The sequence below is a fragment of the Paenibacillus illinoisensis NBRC 15959 genome (assembly GCF_004000925.1).
Lineage (GTDB): Bacteria > Bacillota > Bacilli > Paenibacillales > Paenibacillaceae > Paenibacillus > Paenibacillus illinoisensis.
This window is the reverse complement of record NZ_BIME01000002.1, coordinates 41754-59931: the sequence shown is the minus strand read 5'-3', so window position 1 is coordinate 59931 and position 18178 is coordinate 41754. Positions and strand designations below refer to the sequence as shown.

Genomic DNA, 18178 nt, shown 5'->3' with positions numbered 1-18178 from the left:
TACCTGCTTCGTGGTATGTGAATTGTACAACTACAGTTTGTAAATCTCGGTATACTTTGCTTCCAGGTAGTCCGCCAGATAATCCGGGTTTAGTTCCTCACCTGTTACAGCGAGAATCAATTCGGATGGCGTACGGCTCTTGCCGTAACGATAAATCTTGTCCGTTAACCATTCCTTGATCGGTATCAGATTGCCTTCAGCAATATAAGAGTCAAACTCCGGCAGTTCCTGGCGCAACGTATGTAGAATCTGAGCGGCATACATGTTGCCGAGTGAATACGATGCGAAATAACCAAAATCGCCACCGGACCAGTGAACATCCTGAAGCACACCTACACCATCGTTTGGAGGAACGATGCCTAAATATTCTTTGTACTTGGCGTTCCAGGTTTCCGGCAAATCCTTGACTTCCAGTCCCTCATTGAACAGCATTTTTTCAATCTCATAACGGATGATAATGTGCAGATTATACGTCAGCTCGTCTGCTTCAATTCGAATCAGGGAACTTTCGACGCGGTTGATCGCACGGTAGAAATCTTCCAGAGCCACATCGCTCAATTGTGGAAAATGCTGCTGCAAGTCTTGATAATAGCGAGTCCAGAACGGACGGCTGCGGCCAATCATATTTTCCCACAGACGGGACTGGGATTCATGAATACCCATCGACGTTCCTTCAGCCAGAAGGGTACCTGCCAGACTTTCGTCAATATTTTGCTCATATAGAGCGTGTCCGCCTTCGTGCAAAGAACTGAATACCGCGCTCGTCACATCATCCTGCAAGTAATTCGTCGTGATTCGCACATCCCCCGGGTTAAGTCCTGTCGCGAACGGATGAACACTCTCATCCAGTCTTCCGGCATCAAAGTCATAACCCATCTGTCCCAAAATGAACAAACTGAATTTTTCCTGTTGATCCGTATCAAACAGCTGGTTTAAGAACTCCGTATTCGGCTTGTTTTCGGAAGCATTGATCCTTTCCTGCAGCGGCACCAAACGTGCTTTCAACCGGGCAAATACCGCATCTACTTTCTCTACGGTCAGATCCGGCTCATACATATCAAGCAGCGTATCATAGCGTGTGTCTTTCACACCCCAGTAGTCGATGAACTCCTGTTTGAGTTTCACGATCTCTGTCAAATACGGGGAAAAGCCTTCAAAATCGCTATTATGCTTGGCATCTTCCCATGCCGTTTCCGATTTGGCCGTAAGCACCGTATATGCTTGAACCTTCTCAGGCGGGACAGATTGGCTTCGGTCGTATTCCTTTTTGCATTCCAATACCAGACGGCGATTTATATCATCCAGTTGATTCAACACCTCTGGTTTTGTCAGCATGTCCAAATAGGTTTTCATCTCAGCCGAAGTTTGAAGCTTGAACGCTTCGGTGGATAACATGCCGATGGTTTCCGAACGAGTCGGAACGCCTTTCTTCGGCGCACCAGTGCGCAGATCCCAATGAAGCAAACCAATGGCTTCGTGATAACTTTTGATTTTGCTGGCCAAATTAAGGAATGGTTCCAGATGTTTCAGGGTTTGTTCTTCCATTGTTATCGTTCACCTCTCCAAAAAAAGTTTAGACTCCCTATTGATGATACTTTTTGCAATGCGTATAATCAACTTTTAACAGAGGTAAAATGGCTTGATTCTTATTTATAAGATATCGTGCCGTTTGCTGACCGTGGTATAATCAAGGGCAGGGCTTAGGACAAGCTGCATACCGATGCAAGCAGCCGTGCTCATCGTATTGGATAACAGGAGGCAATGGACATGAACAACATTCAAGAGATTTTGGCGTACAACAAATCATTTGTCGAAACAAAAGAATACGAAAAGTATACGGCCGGTAAGTTTCCAACTAAAAAAATGGCAATTATCACATGCATGGACACCCGTCTGGTGGAACTGCTGCCAAAAGCGATGAATTTGAAGAATGGTGAGGTTAAAATCCTTAAAACGGCAGGCGCCATTATCTCTCAACCTTTCGGTTCTGTTATGCGAAGCGTGCTTGTAGCTATCTATGAGCTCGGAGCAGACGAAGTTGTTGTTGTCGGTCACACCGAGTGCGGTATGGCATCTTTGCAAGCAGACACAATGATTGGTCACATGCTTGACCGCGGCGTATCCAAGGAAGTCATCAATGCTCTGGATAACTCCGGAATCAATTTGAACAATTGGCTTCGAGGGTTTAGCAGTGTTGATGAAGGGGTAAAACATACTGTAGGAGTCATCAAAAATCATCCCCTGTTTCCACAGGGAGTACCCGTTCACGGCATGATTATCGATTCCTCCACAGGCCAGCTTGAGCTTGTAGTTGAAGGGTACGAGTAACAGGCATCTCTCTAATTGGTTTTGGGTGCGGACCTCAGGGTCCGCACTCTTTTTTTGTCTAAATTGAGGCAGTTATGCTGTCAGGTTGTCAAACCATACAGTTTCAGTGTACACTTTTATGAAAGCGGTCATTGATGGCAATATCCATTGTTTTCACTGGCCTAGCCCTAATATTAAGGAGACATGTGCATGAACATACTTTCCTACGGATTGCTCGGGCTGCTTACCCGCGAGGAGTCGTCTGGTTACGATCTGATGCTGAAAATCCAGCCTCATTGGCAAGCCAAACACAGTCAGATCTACCCGCTCCTGTCCAAGATGGAAAATGATGAACTATTATCTTCCCGCTGGGTGCAACAGTCTGACAAACCGGACAAAAAAATGTATGCAGTCACGGAAAAAGGTATTGAGAAGCTGCTCGGATGGATGATCACTCCTGTTACCGCTCCGGTAACGCGTGACGAATTCAATTTGCGGATTTTGTGTGTCGGCATTGCCGAAGATGGGAGCATGAGACGCATTCTGAATGAGCGCAAAAACTGGTTTATGGAGCGCATCCGTTATTTCGAGGATCTGAAGTCCCGCATCCCTCAGGATAACCTCCGCGTAGGCAGCCGGGAATTTGGGAGCTACATTTTAGTTCAAAAGGGATTAATGAATGCCCAGACCGGCCTGGAATGGTGCAACTGGGTGACTCAGCTGCTCGATGGTCAGGCAGCCATTCAGGACCCTTGTCCGATTATTTCGGAAAATTAAACAAAATTTGAAACGTTCCTGCTTTTTGACCGTATTACATGAGTAAGGCCCATTTTTAGGGCTAATCACACAATTTAATCGGGGGGTTACGATCTTTACAATGAAGAAAAAATTTGGAATTAAACATCTGATGATGGTTTTTATGGCTTTCACTCTGCTGTTCGCAACAGTTGGCGTAGCAAATCCGGATTCTGCTGATGCAAGACGTGGTGGCGGTTTCAAGTCAGGTACGAAAAGTTATACCAATACACCTAAGAAATCCGATAATAATGTGAGCCAATCGAACTCGAACAAATCGGGTACTGGTACAGCTGCAACGAACCGTGGGGGATTCTTCGGCGGTGGCGGTGGATTCATGAAAGGCATGATGCTGGGTGGTCTGGCAGGTATGCTGTTCGGCGGATTGTTCGGCGGCATGGGAGCCCTCGGAAATATTCTTGGATTGCTTGTCAACGTCGCTGCAATTATGCTGATCGTGATGCTGGCAATGGCACTCTTCAGAGCGATCACGAATCGTCGCAAACCGGCTGCAGATGGTCGTTATGACCGCCGCAATGATCGTGATGATGATGACCGCAACAGAAACGGACGGTACTAATCGTTATGGTTCTAAGCATGGATGAGATTGTTAATGCAATCTGTCTTCACATGGCTGAACGCAAAGGTGTGCGCCCGACCGATGTCAATGTTGAACTGAGCTGGGAAGAAGATACGGGATACTCCGCTGAAGTCTGGATTCAAGGCCGTAGCCAATACTTGGTTGAATCCAACATGATAGAAGCGATCCTGCGCTACCTGCACAGCGAATACAACATCCGGGCTTACCGTGAAAACGTCAGGCTTGATCTGGACGAAGAGATTACAGCCATTGTGAATCAATAATCAAATCAATTATTTGCGGATGAATTGTTAAAGGGCCGTCTCCCTAATGTCATTGACATTAGTGGAGACGGCCCTTTTGTTTACCTGAAGAGTTATGAATATCCTGGGAATTTAAACTAACGTTATTCTTCCCAAGATATCCATGATACGGTACGTTCCTACTTCAATTTCACAAGGCTGTAGTTCTTCTTGCCTTTGCGAATAATGATGAACTTTCCACCAATCGCATGCTCCGCAGACACTGTGAATTCCAGCTCTGTAATCTTCTCTCCGTTCATAGAAATCGCACCTTTGGTGATATCCTCACGGGCTTGGCGTTTCGATGGCTCAAGGCCCAGATCCACCAGCCAGTCCACGATGTTTTTGGCTTCGCCGTCAGTTTCAAATGTCGGCATTTCCTTGAAGCCCTGCTCGATCTCATCGGCTGTCAGGGAGCGAATATCTCCACTGAAGAGGGCTGCGGTAATACGTTTAGCTTGCTCCAGCATCTCTTCGCCGTGAACGAATTTTGTCATTTCTTCGGCGAGTGCCTTCTGCGCTTCACGTTTGTGCGGCTCAGTCTCTACCTTTTCAGCCAAAGCTTCAATTTCCTCTTTGCTCAGGAAGGTGAAGTATTTCAGGTATTTGATGACATCGCGATCATCCGTATTCGCCCAGAACTGGTAGAATTCGAACGGTGTCGTTTTGTCCGGATCCAGCCAGATCGCGCCGCCCGCGGTTTTACCGAATTTCGTACCATCGGCTTTGAGCATCAGAGGGATCGTCAAACCGTATGCTCTTGCTTCAGATCCTTCTTTCTTGCGGATCAGATCCAGACCGCTCGTGATGTTGCCCCATTGATCCGAACCACCGATTTGCAGCTGCACATCCTCGTTTTGGAACAGGTGGTGGTAATCCAAAGACTGCAGGATCTGGTAGGAAAACTCGGTGAACGAGATTCCGCCTTCCAATCTGCTTGCCACGACATCTTTAGCCAGCATCGTGTTAAGATTGAAGTTTTTCCCGTAATCACGCAAAAACTCGATGACGTTAATTTGATGTGTCCAGTCGTAGTTGTTTACCATGCGAACCTGGTTGTCGCCTTCGGTTACAAACAATTTTTTCATCTGTGCTGTCAGCTTATTGACGTTCTCTTGGACCTGTTCCAGTGTTTGCAGCGAACGCTCGGATTGACGTCCACTTGGGTCACCAATTGTACCCGTTGCCCCCCCAATCAGGATTACCGGACGATGTCCCGCTAGTTGAAAACGTTTCAGCATCATGAACGGAATCAGGTGACCGATGTGCATACTGTCTCCAGTAGGGTCAACCCCACAGTACAAGGATATCGACTTGGTTTCGGTCAGCTCACGCAGCCCCTCCGCATCCGTCTGTTGGTTTATGGCGTCACGCCATTCAAGTTCATCAATAATATTCAACCCAAACAACCCCTTTCTCTTCTAATGGTTCTTCAGTCATGGACTACGTTAATGGTCAAAAATACAGATGGGAGCAGCTTTTTTGGACACAAAAAAATCGCCTCCTTGTCTTCATTAGACATAGGGACGATTATCATAACCGTGGTACCACCCAACTTGCATGAACAGATGCTTACGCATTATTCATACCGCTTTTGGCAATATATCGTTTGCCCATTCCGCTTGGCATTACCCAAGTACTCCAGAGTGTAATTCGCAGCCCTTGTATGTATCAGGTTCCATCAACCCCTGACTTTCTGTAACAGGGACAAAGCCGCTACTGCGCTCCATCAACGTAATTCATGTATTAGATTATAGCCAGTATAGCCGAACGTTCAACCCATTGCAAGAGCCTGTATTTAATCTGCTCACCGTACAGCAAAAGAGACTCTGATCTTATATACTATGCCTCTATATTCAGCTTCCTATGAAAATGCGTGTATGCCTTCTCCGCAATTTGATCCTCGTTATCCCACAATCGCTGATCCAGAGTATCCAACCTTAGTTCCTCTTCTGTCGTGAGTAAACGGGGAATGTCCCATAATGCTTTAAGCCTTTCATCATCCGCCAAATGCTCTATCAAGCGATACTGCTCTTGAATATTGCCCAGCACCTGGTTCGCACCAATCCTATGTAATGCCCGTAAAACATGAAGATATGCCTCTTCTCCCCAGTTGCAGAAAAATTGAATGAACCCACCGTTATATACGTCTACTTCCAACAGCCATAGGGCTGCAATCTCCTGTTCCTCGGATGTTAATCCCGACCATCCCTGTTCATGTTTGTTCTTTTTGTCTACAAACTTCAACGCATAATCATACCATACATCATGAATATCTTGATTAGTCAAGCCCTTCTTCCCCTCCCTTAGGCTGCATGCTCTCCAGTTCCTGGCGTTTACCAGTTTGATGCCAGTGCAAATAGGGTTCTCCCAATTGCTGAAACGCGTTCGTTACGTTGCGATCCATTTCCTGTATCACTTCGCTCGTATATTTCAAATGCGTGTTGATATTATCAACATCATATTTTTTCAACATCTCCACATGCACCGTGGTAAAAATAATATCCTCCAGCAGCCAGTAGATAACCATCTCGGTCTGCTTCAACTTTTTCTCCAACATGGGCATTCCACGTTCATAGATGGTGACGATATAGGTTCCACTTTCCATTTCAACATAAGGCACACCTTCCCATTTGAAAGGCTCCAATAGACGGTTAACATATGTATTGCTCTGTTCTTGGTCAAAGTCTGTTAGGGATAACAGTTCAAGCAGCTTGACTGCTAATTCCTGTTTGGTTAAAACATCTGACATGGCAGCTCACCACCTGTAATTCATTTAAATTGCATTCCCCATGACCTGATCATGAAAAAGCTGCCGGTGGCAGCTTCTTCGTGATCACCAGGTTGCTTGTTGTACTCGCAAGGTACCTATTGCAACTCATGATTGTATTTTTTAATCTGAAATTTTCAATCTGAATGCTGAATCTGCACTCCCATCAGGTTCCGCAAAATGTCCGATAAGATGGATCACAGGTCGCCGGCAATGTGGCGTATTCTTCCTGTTCCGGTGTATGTGCGTAAGGTTTCCGGAGAACGGCTAGCAGCTGATTCATTACGCTATAATCCCCATCATTCTCTGCCCGTTCGAGCGCTTCTTCCACTCTATGATTCCGTGGGATGACTGCAGGATTGCTGCTCTTCATCAATTGCTCTACAGCCTCTTTTGATTCAGACTGCCGGCCCAGTCTGGCTTTCCAGCGTTCGTTCCATTCCGCAAATTCCGGTGCTTCGTTCAGATTCGAGTTCTCCCACTTATCAAAAGTCAAAGCTAAGAACGTATTCGTGAAGTCCGCCGATTGCTTTTCCATCAGTTCCAGAAGATCTTTCATCAGCGTTTCATCTTCGTCCTCTTCTGTCAATAATCCCAGCTTGGCACGCATGCCGGATAACCATTCATGATGATACTGCTCTGAAAATTGGGAAATGGCATCCTGTGCAATCTGTATGGCCACATCTTCATTATCATGCAGCAGCGGCAGTAATGTCTCGGCAAGACGAGCCAGATTCCAGCCCGCAATATAGGGTTGATTGCCGTAGGCATAACGGCCTTGCGTATCGATTGAACTAAAGACTGTAGCCGGATTATAAGCATCCATAAATGCACAAGGGCCGTAATCTATCGTTTCTCCACTGATGGCCATATTGTCCGTATTCATGACACCATGTATAAATCCAACATTCTGCCATTTGGCGATCAGCGAAGCCTGTCGTTTGATGACTTCCCGGAGGAAGTTCAAGTAACGGTTATGATCTAAAGGAATGTCAGGAAAATGCCGTTCCAGCGTATAGTCCGCCAGTGCTCTCAGTTCGTCTACAGTTCCCCATCTAGCTGCATACTGAAAGGTTGCCACGCGGATGTGACTGGAGGCCACACGGGTTAATATGGCACCCGGTCGTTCCGTTTCACGAAAAATGCTTTCTCCAGTAGTCACTACCGCCAAACTTCTCGTTGTAGGGATACCTAGTGCTTCCATGGCCTCGCTAATAATATATTCACGCAGCATCGGTCCGATCGCTGCCCGACCATCCCCTCCACGGGAGTATGGCGTTCTGCCCGAACCTTTGAGCTGAATGTCCACCCTCTCGCCCTGTGGCGTAATCTGTTCACCCAGTAGCAATGCCCGTCCATCACCAAGCATGTTGAAATTGCCAAACTGATGGCCTGCGTAAGCTTGAGCCAGAGGCTCGGCTCCAGGCGGAATTTCATTGCCTGCAAAAATTGCTGCCCCTTCCTTGCTGTTCAGCGTTTCAGCATTCAGTCCGAGGCTGGTCGCAAGGGTTTCATTTAAGATGACAAGCTCAGGTGACTGTACCGGTACTGCACCCTGACTCGTATAAAAGGTCTGCGGCAGCCGGGCATAACTATTGTCCAAATTCCAGCCTGCCCCTAACTTATCCTTTTCCATGTGCACTCCACTCCTTCTCCTCAACAAAGGAACTCCTCTGTTTGTATTCATGTAGCCTGTGTGAACCAATGCTCATTTATGTAGTCGCATGGAATTTCGAAATGATGAACATATCATATGTTCATAAGGAAACTTTAGCATATTTGTAGGGTGTTTGCATGTTTCATCGCATCCGACAGCCAAATAAGCCCACAAGGTATTCATTAGGAAGAAGGATATTTTCCACTCTTTCCAGCAATGAATCCTATGTGGGCTTACTCGTTTAATTCGCTATTATTCAGTTAAGATGGAATCAGGTATGTGCCTCCTGAGTTCCCGCTACAGGCTGAACAGGCAGACTTTCCTTTTTGAAACCAAGGTTGAAAAAGATATTAAGCAGAATCGCTGACAGACTTCCTGTAATGATACCATCGCTCACAATGATCCGAATGCTTTGTGGCAGCTGGGCAAACAGGTCTGGTACGGCTGTGACACCAAGCCCGAGCGAAACCGAACAAGCGACGATCAACAGGTTGGACTGCTTGCCAAAATCGACGGTTTGCAGCATTTTGATTCCAGAGGATACGACCATACCGAACAGAACCACTGTCGCACCGCCTAATACTGCACTTGGGATAATGGTTGCAAATGCCGCTACCTTCGGAATGAGTCCGAGGAAGACCAGTATGCCTCCGGCTGCAACCACGACATTTGTTGTTTTCACCTTGGACAATTGTACGAGCCCGACATTCTGCGCGAATGTATTGTATGGAAAGGCATTGAATATACCGCCAAGTACAAAAGCCAAGCCCTCTGCACGATAACCGCGAGCCAGATCCTTCTCATTGATGGGCTGATCGCAAATTTTGCTCAAAGCCATAAACACACCTGTTGACTCGATAATCACGACAGTACCTACGATGATCATTGTAATAATCGGGCCAATCTCAAATGTTGGCATTCCGAAATAAAAGGGTTGTGGCAAGTGGAACCATGATGCTTCCTGTACAGGAGAGAAATTCACTTTTCCCATGAGGGCCGCAATGAGAGTTCCTGCGATGATGCCAATCAGGACCGCAAGAGATTTAACGAAACCCCGAGCATACCGGTTCAGTATCAAAATAAAGAGCAGTACTCCGAAAGAAAGTGCCAGATTGTCCAAGCTTCCGAAGTTCTCACTATTTGCCCCGCCAGCCATATTCTTGATTCCGGTAGGAATAAGTGCTAGACCAATAATGGTTACCACGGTACCAATGACAACGGGAGGGAACAGCTTGACGATTTTGCTGAAAAATACGGCACAGATGACGATAAATAAACCGGCTGCTATGATGGACCCATAAATGGCTGGAATACCATACTGAGATCCGATGGCGATCATGGGCGTAACAGCTACAAATGAACTACCGAGTACTGCCGGCAAACCAATGCCCAGATACTTTCCCTTCCGAGCCTGCAGCCACGTTGCAATACCGCATGTGAGCAGGTCAATGGATACCAGATATGCCAGCTGCTCTGCAGTCAGATTCAAAGCTCTTCCCACGAGTAAAGGTACCAGAATAGCCCCGGCATACATTGCCAATACATGTTGAATCCCCAGTGAAAAAATTCTCATCTTTTTTGTTTCGTTCATCCGCGCTCGCCCCCGAAATTAGAATCAACCCATCGCACTGAATAATCATGTTATGTTGATTCACATTATATAAACTATTTCGAAAACTTCCATGATACATGAACGAGAATTGTTACAGGAGATAAAGAGATCGTATCTTTTTGGGCAAACGAAACAAAACAACGGATTTTTAGTGTAATATTATATAACATCTCACTACATTTTTTACTGAATATCAGGAGAAAAGAAAAAAGCCAGCACTACATGTGCCAGCCTGCTGTTCAATCGTTTTAATCATCAGTGTTCTCCTTCATGACCTGTCTTATTTCGAAGGGATCGGAAAGTCCGTTACAATAACATTCTCTACCCATCCGTTAAGGGAAGCTACAAAAGCCTGATGGGCGGGATGTGGACCATATGCACGCAAGGCTTCTTGGTCTTCAAACGTCACTCTTAATCCAAGTGTGAATCCCTGAATATGATCCGTCTCTTCCGTTACATTGATCCCGGCAGTCAGATCAATGATCCCAGGAATCTCGTCCTGCAAGGCTAGCAATTGTGAGACAAATTCCTGCTGTTTTGCCGGCGTAATTTTATCGTTGAATTTGAATACCACCAGATGTTCGAACATGAAATTCCCTCTCCTTCGTTACAAAATATTCATTTACGACATAGTTCAGATTCTATAGGTTTTTACCATTTGTTTCAATCCGCGCTCCTGGTTCTGCTTCGCAATATAGACGAAAAAAGGCGCGTTCAAAGCCAGACTGTCGCTGACCTGACGCACCTCTACGCAGACACAGTGACGCTAAACGCGCTTAATGCCTTAACGCCCTGCTCTGAACATGGTGAAGGAGCTTCTCCAACCATGCAATGTTGCTCTCAATCGTGTGATAAGCATGATCCCTCATCAGCCACAGAGCATCCATCAAATCCTCACTTACCTCGATCTCCTCTGGTTTCTGCTCGTCAATATAATCGAGTTTTTTTCTTTGTTTCACGATGATATCTTCAATAAGGTATGCAATCTTCTGATTATCCACCTTATCCAGATTAACCAGCGCTGCATAAAGGGACTGAATGGTCGTGAATTTCTGAAATACTTTATAGATGCTCTCTTCCAGTGCGAGCCGCCCTTGATCGGTGATCCCATACATCGTTTTGTCTGGTCTATTCTCACTCTGGATCGTTTCAATCTTCTCGATTAGCCCCTTCTTATGCAGCACTTCGAAATTGTAATAGATCGTCCCTTCCGTAATTTTCGCCTCGGTCTGATCCAAATGTTTGCCTATTTGCTTTTTAATATCATAGGGATAACAATTCCCTTCACTTAATGCACCAAGAATAAATATTTGAATTGACATGTGACTGCCCCCATTCTGCTCTCTTACCAAGGGCACAGCTTCTTACAAATTCGCCTGAGCCCTTTATTTCTTATTTTATACGATAGCGGGCTGTTGTGAAGACTCTTGCAGCGGATTGGTTTGCTTGGCATGTTTGAAATGGTGAATGGCTGCATTGAGAACGAAAGCGACCAGTCCAACCAGCGCTAATCCAATGGCGTAATGGGCCGTTCTGCCACCGCCGAAGAGAATATTGTAATCCAAATGCGTGGAATAGAACATCGGCGTGATCTGACTGACGAATTTAAAATATCCAGGCATCATTTCGGGTGACATGGACGTACCGTTGGCAATGGATTGACTAAGCACGAATATCATGTTGATCAGCATACCTCCTTGACCGAGAAGCATGATGAAGATACTTGTAAATTCGATCGACACGAATAATTGCAGACTGTGCACCAGCCACATTTTCAGAAACACTTCCACCCCATATCCTTGAACCATGAAGTAGATGCCTACTCCAACCAGAGGAGCAATCAGGGAAATGAGCAGGTTCGCCCCCCGCAGGGCAAAAAAGGCTTTCCATTTTCCCATTTGTGCACGCAGCTGCTGCATTCCGCCCACGCTCTGCATGGCATAGATCATGGCTCCAACATAGAGTGCCATCGTGATAAACATCGGTGCCATCTGATTTTGCATACCGGCAGGCTGTGGGTTACTCATGACGATATTGGATGAGACCTTACCCGTGGTTGATTCCACAATCTGTTTGGATTGATCCGCAGGAACCTGCATTCCGTTCAATACCGCTTCGAAGCTTTGAGCCTGAACCTGTGCGCTGATCTGAGCGGTAATTTCTGCTGCTACACTTTTCATCGAACTGGTAATTGTCGTTGGGTTAGATTCATTAATCAAATATTCCAGCTGCGCTTCGCCGCTCTGTTCAGACAGTTTCTCCGTAAAGTCACCAGGTATACGTATCACCATATGGATATCACGGTCTTCCAGACCCATCTTCGCCTGTTCCAGCGACTCATCGGTTACGATATTGAACGGGAGCTGCTCTTGCAGCTTCTGAACAAATTCAGTACCGGATTGTTGGTCTTCATTAACGATGGCCACGGTAAGATTCGTTACGTTTTTGGGGATCGCGCTATATCCGGACATGAAAACGGTCAGCATCACAATCTGATAGAACACAATCATGAATATCCCCGCTTTGACTCCTTTATGCTTCAGCATGCTCTTCACTCTCTACTCCACCTTATTATTATAAATTAAACTACTTGAATTAAAGTACTTTTGTTTGTTATATTTGTCAATGACCCCAACTAAGGAGGTAAGATGAATGAAGAAGAGCACGATTATTCCTCTGTCTGAAATCACGAAATTCCAATCGAAAGAAGAAGAGTTTAGTCCTTATCGTTGGTATCGCCACATGCTCAAACAGGAACCTGTAGTTTACAATGAAGAGACGGATTCCTGGCATGTGTTCAAGTATGACTTGGTCAAAACCGTATTGAATGATCATGAACATTTCTCCAGTGTAAGAGAAAGATCGATTGTGAACGTGGGGTATTCAAGTGAGGGAGAAGGTGCGGACAGCGAGCACCACATTCCGGACAAGCTGGATATTCACAACGTCGATCCTCCGGAACACCGCAAGCGAAGATCATTATTAGCAAGTGCATTTACCCCAAGAAGTCTCAAACTTTGGGAGCCGCGCATTCAGGCAGTAGCAGACAAGTTAGTCGCGGAATTTTCTCAGCTTCCCGAGGTGGATATTGTACAAGCCTACACAAGTATGTTTCCAGTAATCATCATGTCTGATCTGCTTGGCATTCCTTCCAAAGACAGGCTCTTATTTAAGGAATGGGTAGATATTCTCTTCATGCCAACAACGGATGCAACCTTTAGCCATATCAATGAAATGAAGAAAATTGCGGGTCAGCAATATTTCGAATACCTTTACCCTTTTGTTGTGTCCAAACGAACGAATCTTGCCGAGGACATTATCTCGGACCTGATCCAGGTCGAAGTGGATGGTGAACATTTTACGGATGAGGAAATTGTACGCACCACCATGTTCATTCTGGGCGCAGGAATAGAAACGACAAGCAACCTGTTGGCCAATTCCTTCTATGCGCTGCTCTATGATCAGCCTGAACTGTACACGGAGCTGAGAGATAATCCAGAGCTAGTTGGAAATGCAGTGGAAGAAATGCTGCGGTACCGTTTCCATATCAGTAAAATGGACCGCATGGTCAAGGCGGATAATAACCTGCTTGGGGTTGAACTCAAAAAAGGAGACGCCATCGTAGCCTGGATGAGTGCAGCCAACATGGATGAGGACATGTTCGAGGATCCATTCACATTGAATATTCATCGTCCGAACAATAACAAACAGCTCGCTTTTGGCTTCGGAACACACTTCTGCCTGGGTGCACCTCTGGCTAGGCTGGAAGCCAAAATTGTTTTGACGACATTTTTGCAAACCTTCTCAAGTATTGAACCCGTCAGCGGATTCATGCTGGAAGACCACCTGACCCCGTCTGCAGCAGGACAATCTCTGACAAGCCTTCCCATGAGGTTATATAAGTAGTACGCTATAGAGGGATAACAGAAAAAGAGCAGGAAATCTGCTCTTTTTTGCTGCTTCCCCGCTATTAATAGCATGCGAGGGAGCAATATCGTCCAAGAACTAACCTTCTTTTCAGTTTATACTGACAAGAACTTACGAGAAAGAAGGTGCAGCATGAATCGTGAAGTACGAACCGTTGTATTTGATACCGATCTGCAGCTTGAAGCTTATCAATTCCAGGGTATTATGCAGAAATTCCCCAATCACTTTCATGACTATTACGTCATTGGTTTTATTGAGCAGGGCAAGCGACATCTGGTCTGCAATAATCAGGAGTATGTGCTGAATACAGGCGACATGATCGTATTTAACCCTCATGACCCCCATGCCTGTGAAGGGATTGACGGAAGAACGCTCGATTATCGCTGTATCAACATCCAGCCAGAGGTCATGAGAGAATACACCCGCGAAATTACCGGACAAGACTATTTGCCACACTTTACAGCACCCGTACTCTATCAACACGAATTGGTCGGCTCTTTGCATGACCTGCATTTGATGATTTTGGAGGAGCAATCCGATTTTGGCAAAGAAGAGCTGCTGCTCCTGCTGCTGGAACAGCTGCTTCGGGATTATGCGGATGCTGAATCCCCCGTCTCTTCTCAGGATGTCACAATTGAAATCAAGCGTATCTGCGAATACATAGGGTCTCATTACATGGAAAGTATATCGCTCAATGTGTTAGCCGACCTAAGTGGAATGAGCAAGTATCACCTGGTGCGTCTATTTACTCGCCAAAAAGGCATCTCACCGTATCGGTATCTGGAAACTATTCGTATCAATCAGGCCAAGCGCTTATTGGAACAAGGAACGCTGCCGCTTGAGGTATCCGCCCAGACGGGATTCAGCGATCAGAGCCATTTTACGAACTTTTTCAAAAAACTTATCGGCTTGACGCCCAAACAATATCATCGAATTTTTAACCACGAATACGAGTCCCAACGGCTGCAGGACCGTGTTTCACGATGAGTGAAAATAAACATACGGCTGGTCACCTGCTCGCCTTGCTTACGATTTTGATCTGGGGGACCACCTTTATCTCCACTAAAATTCTGCTCATCGACTTCACACCTGTCGAAATCCTGTTGTTTCGTTTTCTGATTGGATATGTGGTGTTGTTTCTGATCTACCCTCGTGTGATGCGGATATCAACGGTCCGGGATGAGATGCTTTTTATGGCGGCCGGACTGTGCGGAGTCACATTGTATTTTTTGATCGAAAATATCGCGCTTGTATTCACACTGGCTTCAAACGCAGGTGTCATTGTGTCCATTGCGCCCTTCTTCACCGCTGTGCTTGCGCATTTCTTCCTGAAGGATGAGCCGTTATCTCGGCATTTTGTCGTCGGTTTTGCTATTGCTTTGACAGGCATTGTGATCATTGCGTTCAATGGGAGTTACAGCCTGCAGCTGAATCCGCTGGGCGATCTGCTTGCTTTTGTGGCTCCTGCTGTCTGGGCAATCTATTCCGTCCTTATGCGTAAGATAGGCGATCTTCACTATCACACCATTGGTGCTACACGCAAAGTGTTCTTTTACGGGCTTTTGTTCATGCTCCCTGCCTTATTCCTGTTCGAATTCCATTTTGACATGGAGCGGTTAGCCGATCTGACCAACCTTTCCAATCTTCTTTTTCTCGGGGTAGGCGCTTCTGCATTGTGTTTTGTAACCTGGAATAGGGCGGTAAGCCTTCTGGGAGCAGTGAAAACCAGCGTTTACATTTATTTGGTGCCTGTAATTACATTGTTAGCCTCTGCACTGCTGCTGCATGAACCCATTACTTGGGTTACCATGCTGGGTGCGGTGTTAACACTCCTGGGTTCCATCATCTCAGAACGAAAAGTTCGGAAGCATGCCCCCGGATCGAAGTTGTCCGAGATCCATTAGGCTCTGGTCGTTTGGAACGCAAAAGAAGGCACCATCCATCCTTTCAGGATTAGTGCCTTCTTTATGTTTGCGTGCGATGACTTACCTTTTGCACAAATGTTATTATCCAAGCTAGGAGTAGTCAGCTAATTCAGCCTGGCAAGCAGCGTACTCAGCTCATGCTTCTCCAGATGCCTCCATTGTCCTCGTTCCAGCTGATCCAGTGTTATATTCATAATACGGATGCGCTCCAGTTTCAGCACTCTGTACCCCAGGGCTTTGCACATTCTGCGAATTTGCAGGTTAAGCCCCTGTGTCAGAATAATCCGAAAAACATTCTCACGGTGACGATATACTTTGCATGGCTTGGTTATTACGTCCAGAATCTCGACTCCTTGGGACATCATTCTTAGGAATTCATCTGTAATCGGTTTATCCACGGTCACCACGTACTCTTTCTCATGATTGTGCTCTGAGCGCATCATTTTGTTAACAATCTCTCCATCGTTCGTAAGCAAAATCAAACCTTCGGAGGCTTTATCCAGCCTGCCAACGGCAAAGATGCGTGATGGATAATTTACATACTGTATAATATTGCCCTCGACTTGTTGTGCTGCCGTACAGACAATACCTATTGGTTTGTTGAGAGCCAGGTATACAGGTTGGCGATCAACCTGAGGGATTTCCTTGCCGTCGATAAGGACGATATCTTCTGCTACAACCTCTGCCCCTTTTACACATACCTTACCATTGATCGTAATGCGCCCAGCTGCAATTAAGCGGTCTGTCTCTCGCCGTGAGCAGAATCCCGTTTCACTTATGTATTTATTAATTCGCATGCTTCACCGCTTCTCATCTGTAATATAGCCATCATCTCATTTATAATGAAAGGAAGCAATGAAGCCTATGCGAAAGTCTTAGAATAAGCAACTAACTTTTGAGGAGATGCTCATGGACAAAAAATGCATTAAAGTGCTTAAAAAGCTGTATCTGCATACCAATGGCAAGTATGACAGGGAGCGCCAAGTGATGGTGTATCAAACGGATACACTAACTGCTGACGAACAAGAAGTATTACATACGCACGGCTGGATTCCTAATGATCTGGAGCTAATTGCTCATGACGAGATCATTCAACAATTAATTGATTTGCAGCAAAATGAACATCTATCCTGGACCACGATCACCAATGCATTTGTGGCGGGTGTTGGTGGAAGTTATCCCCGAGGCATAACTACACTTGGAAGCTATCATATGATGGTTCACATGCAGCACCATGCTTATGAAGAAGCGAAACATTTCCATTGTTGTAAATACTGCGGTTTAAGCCGTAACAGCAATGACGCATGGGATAATTTGTCCTTTATTCGCTATGCCGTTCACTTGGGACATGATTACAGCTCGAATAGTTTAGGGACATACGCTGATTTGACAGAGTTAGTTTCCCTGCTTGAACATGAATCCATTACACCGAGTGAAGAGGACATTCACACCTTCAATCAACTGCTTCATAGTTTGGATCAGGCAGAGAGCGATGAATCTCCGGGAAAATATGAGAAACGGCTCACAGCGGAGAAATTGATCAAAGGACAGGCTGGCATCCGCCGAGGCATATTAAAATCTTTATCCCGAGTAGGGGTTCTGCCAAACCAGATTCTCCCCCTTCGTCCTGATCATTGGACCAATATCGAAGAGCTGCTGAATGCCGAATTACAGCTCAGCAATACGAAAGGCCGCTCCGACATGGAGATGCCTTGGGCTGGATGGCAAGGTAAACTCGGTGTGGATTGGGATAAGGCCCGTCAGCTTTTTGGAAATATGATCCTCCATCATTCTTAATCGAAAAAACAACCCAAACAGCTTCAATTCGATGAATTGAAACCGTTTGGGTTCGCTTGCTGCAATTGTTTTTGAACATGCATTTCTTAGAAAACGTCTAAACTGAAATATCCAGACTGCTTCCCAGATTCGGATGTGGGGCTGGAACAGATTTTAACATTTCCGTAAGCTGTTGACCTTGTTGTTCTGCCATGTTTTTCGACAATGACATCACCTGCAAACTCGCCGACTGCGCCAGCGACGTTTGACTCATGGCCATTGATAATGCTGCAATATCCATGTTCTGCACTCCTTTATGTTTCTAGTAAATGAGCGTACCTAATATATATCGGATACTGTACAGGAATTATGTAATCTAACACACGCCATGATCTTACTCTATGTTACAACTCAAGCGGGAGGGATCTGATGAACGGGAAAAAATTTGTATTTCTTTTTACGCTCCTATGCGGACTGTGCGTGGGAGGTTTCGGCGCTCTCCTCTTGTGGATCCTGACCCTTCTCTC

The 18178-nt window shown here is 45.8% G+C and carries 19 protein-coding genes and 1 other annotated feature; of the genes, 8 read left to right on the top strand and 11 right to left on the bottom strand.

Translation table 11 applies throughout. The features are described from left to right. Window positions 1-30 precede the first annotated feature (30 nt). The gene (locus tag PIL01S_RS05755; protein WP_127536681.1) at window positions 31-1545 is read right to left on the bottom strand and encodes a carboxypeptidase M32; all 1515 of its coding nucleotides are present in this window, start codon (window positions 1543-1545) and stop codon (window positions 31-33) included. 222 nt (window positions 1546-1767) lie between these two features. Between PIL01S_RS05755 and PIL01S_RS05750 the strand changes: the two genes are divergently transcribed. From PIL01S_RS05750 to PIL01S_RS05735, 4 genes are all read left to right on the top strand, one after another. Further along, on the top strand, window positions 1768-2328 hold the full coding sequence (locus tag PIL01S_RS05750; RefSeq protein ID WP_127536680.1) for a beta-class carbonic anhydrase: 561 nt from the start codon (window positions 1768-1770) through the stop codon (window positions 2326-2328). Window positions 2329-2517: 189 nt separating this feature from the next. After that, entirely contained in the window at window positions 2518-3084 is a 567-nt protein-coding gene (locus tag PIL01S_RS05745) for a PadR family transcriptional regulator (RefSeq protein ID WP_095286420.1), read from the top strand. 100 nt (window positions 3085-3184) lie between these two features. Then, complete coding sequence (locus tag PIL01S_RS05740) at window positions 3185-3682, top strand: hypothetical protein (RefSeq protein ID WP_127536679.1); 498 nt, start codon at window positions 3185-3187, stop codon at window positions 3680-3682. Window positions 3683-3687: 5 nt separating this feature from the next. Further along, on the top strand, window positions 3688-3966 hold the full coding sequence (locus PIL01S_RS05735) for a YxcD family protein (protein WP_095286418.1): 279 nt from the start codon (window positions 3688-3690) through the stop codon (window positions 3964-3966). Between the two features lie 158 nt (window positions 3967-4124). Here PIL01S_RS05735 and tyrS read toward each other — a convergent pair whose 3' ends face one another. The 8 genes from tyrS to PIL01S_RS05695 form a co-directional block, all read right to left on the bottom strand. Further along, complete coding sequence (gene tyrS, locus PIL01S_RS05730) at window positions 4125-5384, bottom strand: tyrosine--tRNA ligase (protein ID WP_127536678.1); 1260 nt, start codon at window positions 5382-5384, stop codon at window positions 4125-4127. Between the two features lie 119 nt (window positions 5385-5503). Next, window positions 5504-5726, bottom strand: a binding site (T-box leader). Window positions 5727-5826: 100 nt separating this feature from the next. Further along, window positions 5827-6273, bottom strand: coding sequence for a DMP19 family protein (locus tag PIL01S_RS05725; RefSeq protein WP_127536677.1), 447 nt, complete (start codon window positions 6271-6273; stop codon window positions 5827-5829). Continuing rightward, window positions 6266-6736: an Imm63 family immunity protein gene (locus PIL01S_RS05720; RefSeq protein WP_127536676.1), complete on the bottom strand. Its 471-nt coding sequence runs from the start codon at window positions 6734-6736 to the stop codon at window positions 6266-6268. The genes PIL01S_RS05725 and PIL01S_RS05720 overlap by 8 nt, the downstream gene beginning before the upstream one ends. Window positions 6737-6920: 184 nt before the next feature. Next, window positions 6921-8390 (bottom strand): protein adenylyltransferase SelO, encoded by a 1470-nt coding sequence (locus tag PIL01S_RS05715; RefSeq protein WP_127536675.1) that lies wholly within the window; start codon window positions 8388-8390, stop codon window positions 6921-6923. Between the two features lie 292 nt (window positions 8391-8682). Then, window positions 8683-10002, bottom strand: a complete 1320-nt coding sequence (locus tag PIL01S_RS05710; protein WP_127536674.1) for a nucleobase:cation symporter-2 family protein — start codon at window positions 10000-10002, stop codon at window positions 8683-8685. A gap of 301 nt (window positions 10003-10303) precedes the next feature. Next, on the bottom strand, window positions 10304-10612 hold the full coding sequence (locus tag PIL01S_RS05705; protein ID WP_095357344.1) for a Dabb family protein: 309 nt from the start codon (window positions 10610-10612) through the stop codon (window positions 10304-10306). A 187-nt stretch (window positions 10613-10799) separates the two neighbouring features. After that, window positions 10800-11345, bottom strand: a complete 546-nt coding sequence (locus tag PIL01S_RS05700; protein ID WP_127536673.1) for a PadR family transcriptional regulator — start codon at window positions 11343-11345, stop codon at window positions 10800-10802. 75 nt (window positions 11346-11420) lie between these two features. Further along, window positions 11421-12569, bottom strand: coding sequence for a YhgE/Pip domain-containing protein (locus tag PIL01S_RS05695; protein WP_246058131.1), 1149 nt, complete (start codon window positions 12567-12569; stop codon window positions 11421-11423). Between the two features lie 106 nt (window positions 12570-12675). On the opposite strand from PIL01S_RS05695, the gene PIL01S_RS05690 reads away from it, so the two are divergent. From PIL01S_RS05690 to PIL01S_RS05680, 3 genes are all read left to right on the top strand, one after another. Beyond that, window positions 12676-13929: a cytochrome P450 gene (locus PIL01S_RS05690; RefSeq protein ID WP_127536671.1), complete on the top strand. Its 1254-nt coding sequence runs from the start codon at window positions 12676-12678 to the stop codon at window positions 13927-13929. A 153-nt stretch (window positions 13930-14082) separates the two neighbouring features. Continuing rightward, entirely contained in the window at window positions 14083-14937 is an 855-nt protein-coding gene (locus PIL01S_RS05685) for an AraC family ligand binding domain-containing protein (protein ID WP_127536670.1), read from the top strand. Beyond that, window positions 14934-15854, top strand: coding sequence for a DMT family transporter (locus tag PIL01S_RS05680; protein WP_127536669.1), 921 nt, complete (start codon window positions 14934-14936; stop codon window positions 15852-15854). The genes PIL01S_RS05685 and PIL01S_RS05680 overlap by 4 nt, the downstream gene beginning before the upstream one ends. A 125-nt stretch (window positions 15855-15979) precedes the next feature. On the opposite strand, the gene PIL01S_RS05675 is transcribed toward PIL01S_RS05680, so the two are convergent. After that, window positions 15980-16672 (bottom strand): pseudouridine synthase, encoded by a 693-nt coding sequence (locus PIL01S_RS05675; protein WP_127536668.1) that lies wholly within the window; start codon window positions 16670-16672, stop codon window positions 15980-15982. 112 nt (window positions 16673-16784) lie between these two features. On the opposite strand from PIL01S_RS05675, the gene PIL01S_RS05670 reads away from it, so the two are divergent. Further along, window positions 16785-17672, top strand: coding sequence for a hypothetical protein (locus PIL01S_RS05670; RefSeq protein ID WP_127536667.1), 888 nt, complete (start codon window positions 16785-16787; stop codon window positions 17670-17672). Window positions 17673-17769: 97 nt separating this feature from the next. On the opposite strand, the gene PIL01S_RS05665 is transcribed toward PIL01S_RS05670, so the two are convergent. Beyond that, window positions 17770-17952, bottom strand: a complete 183-nt coding sequence (locus PIL01S_RS05665) for a YjfB family protein (protein ID WP_095357337.1) — start codon at window positions 17950-17952, stop codon at window positions 17770-17772. Window positions 17953-18178 lie beyond the last annotated feature (226 nt).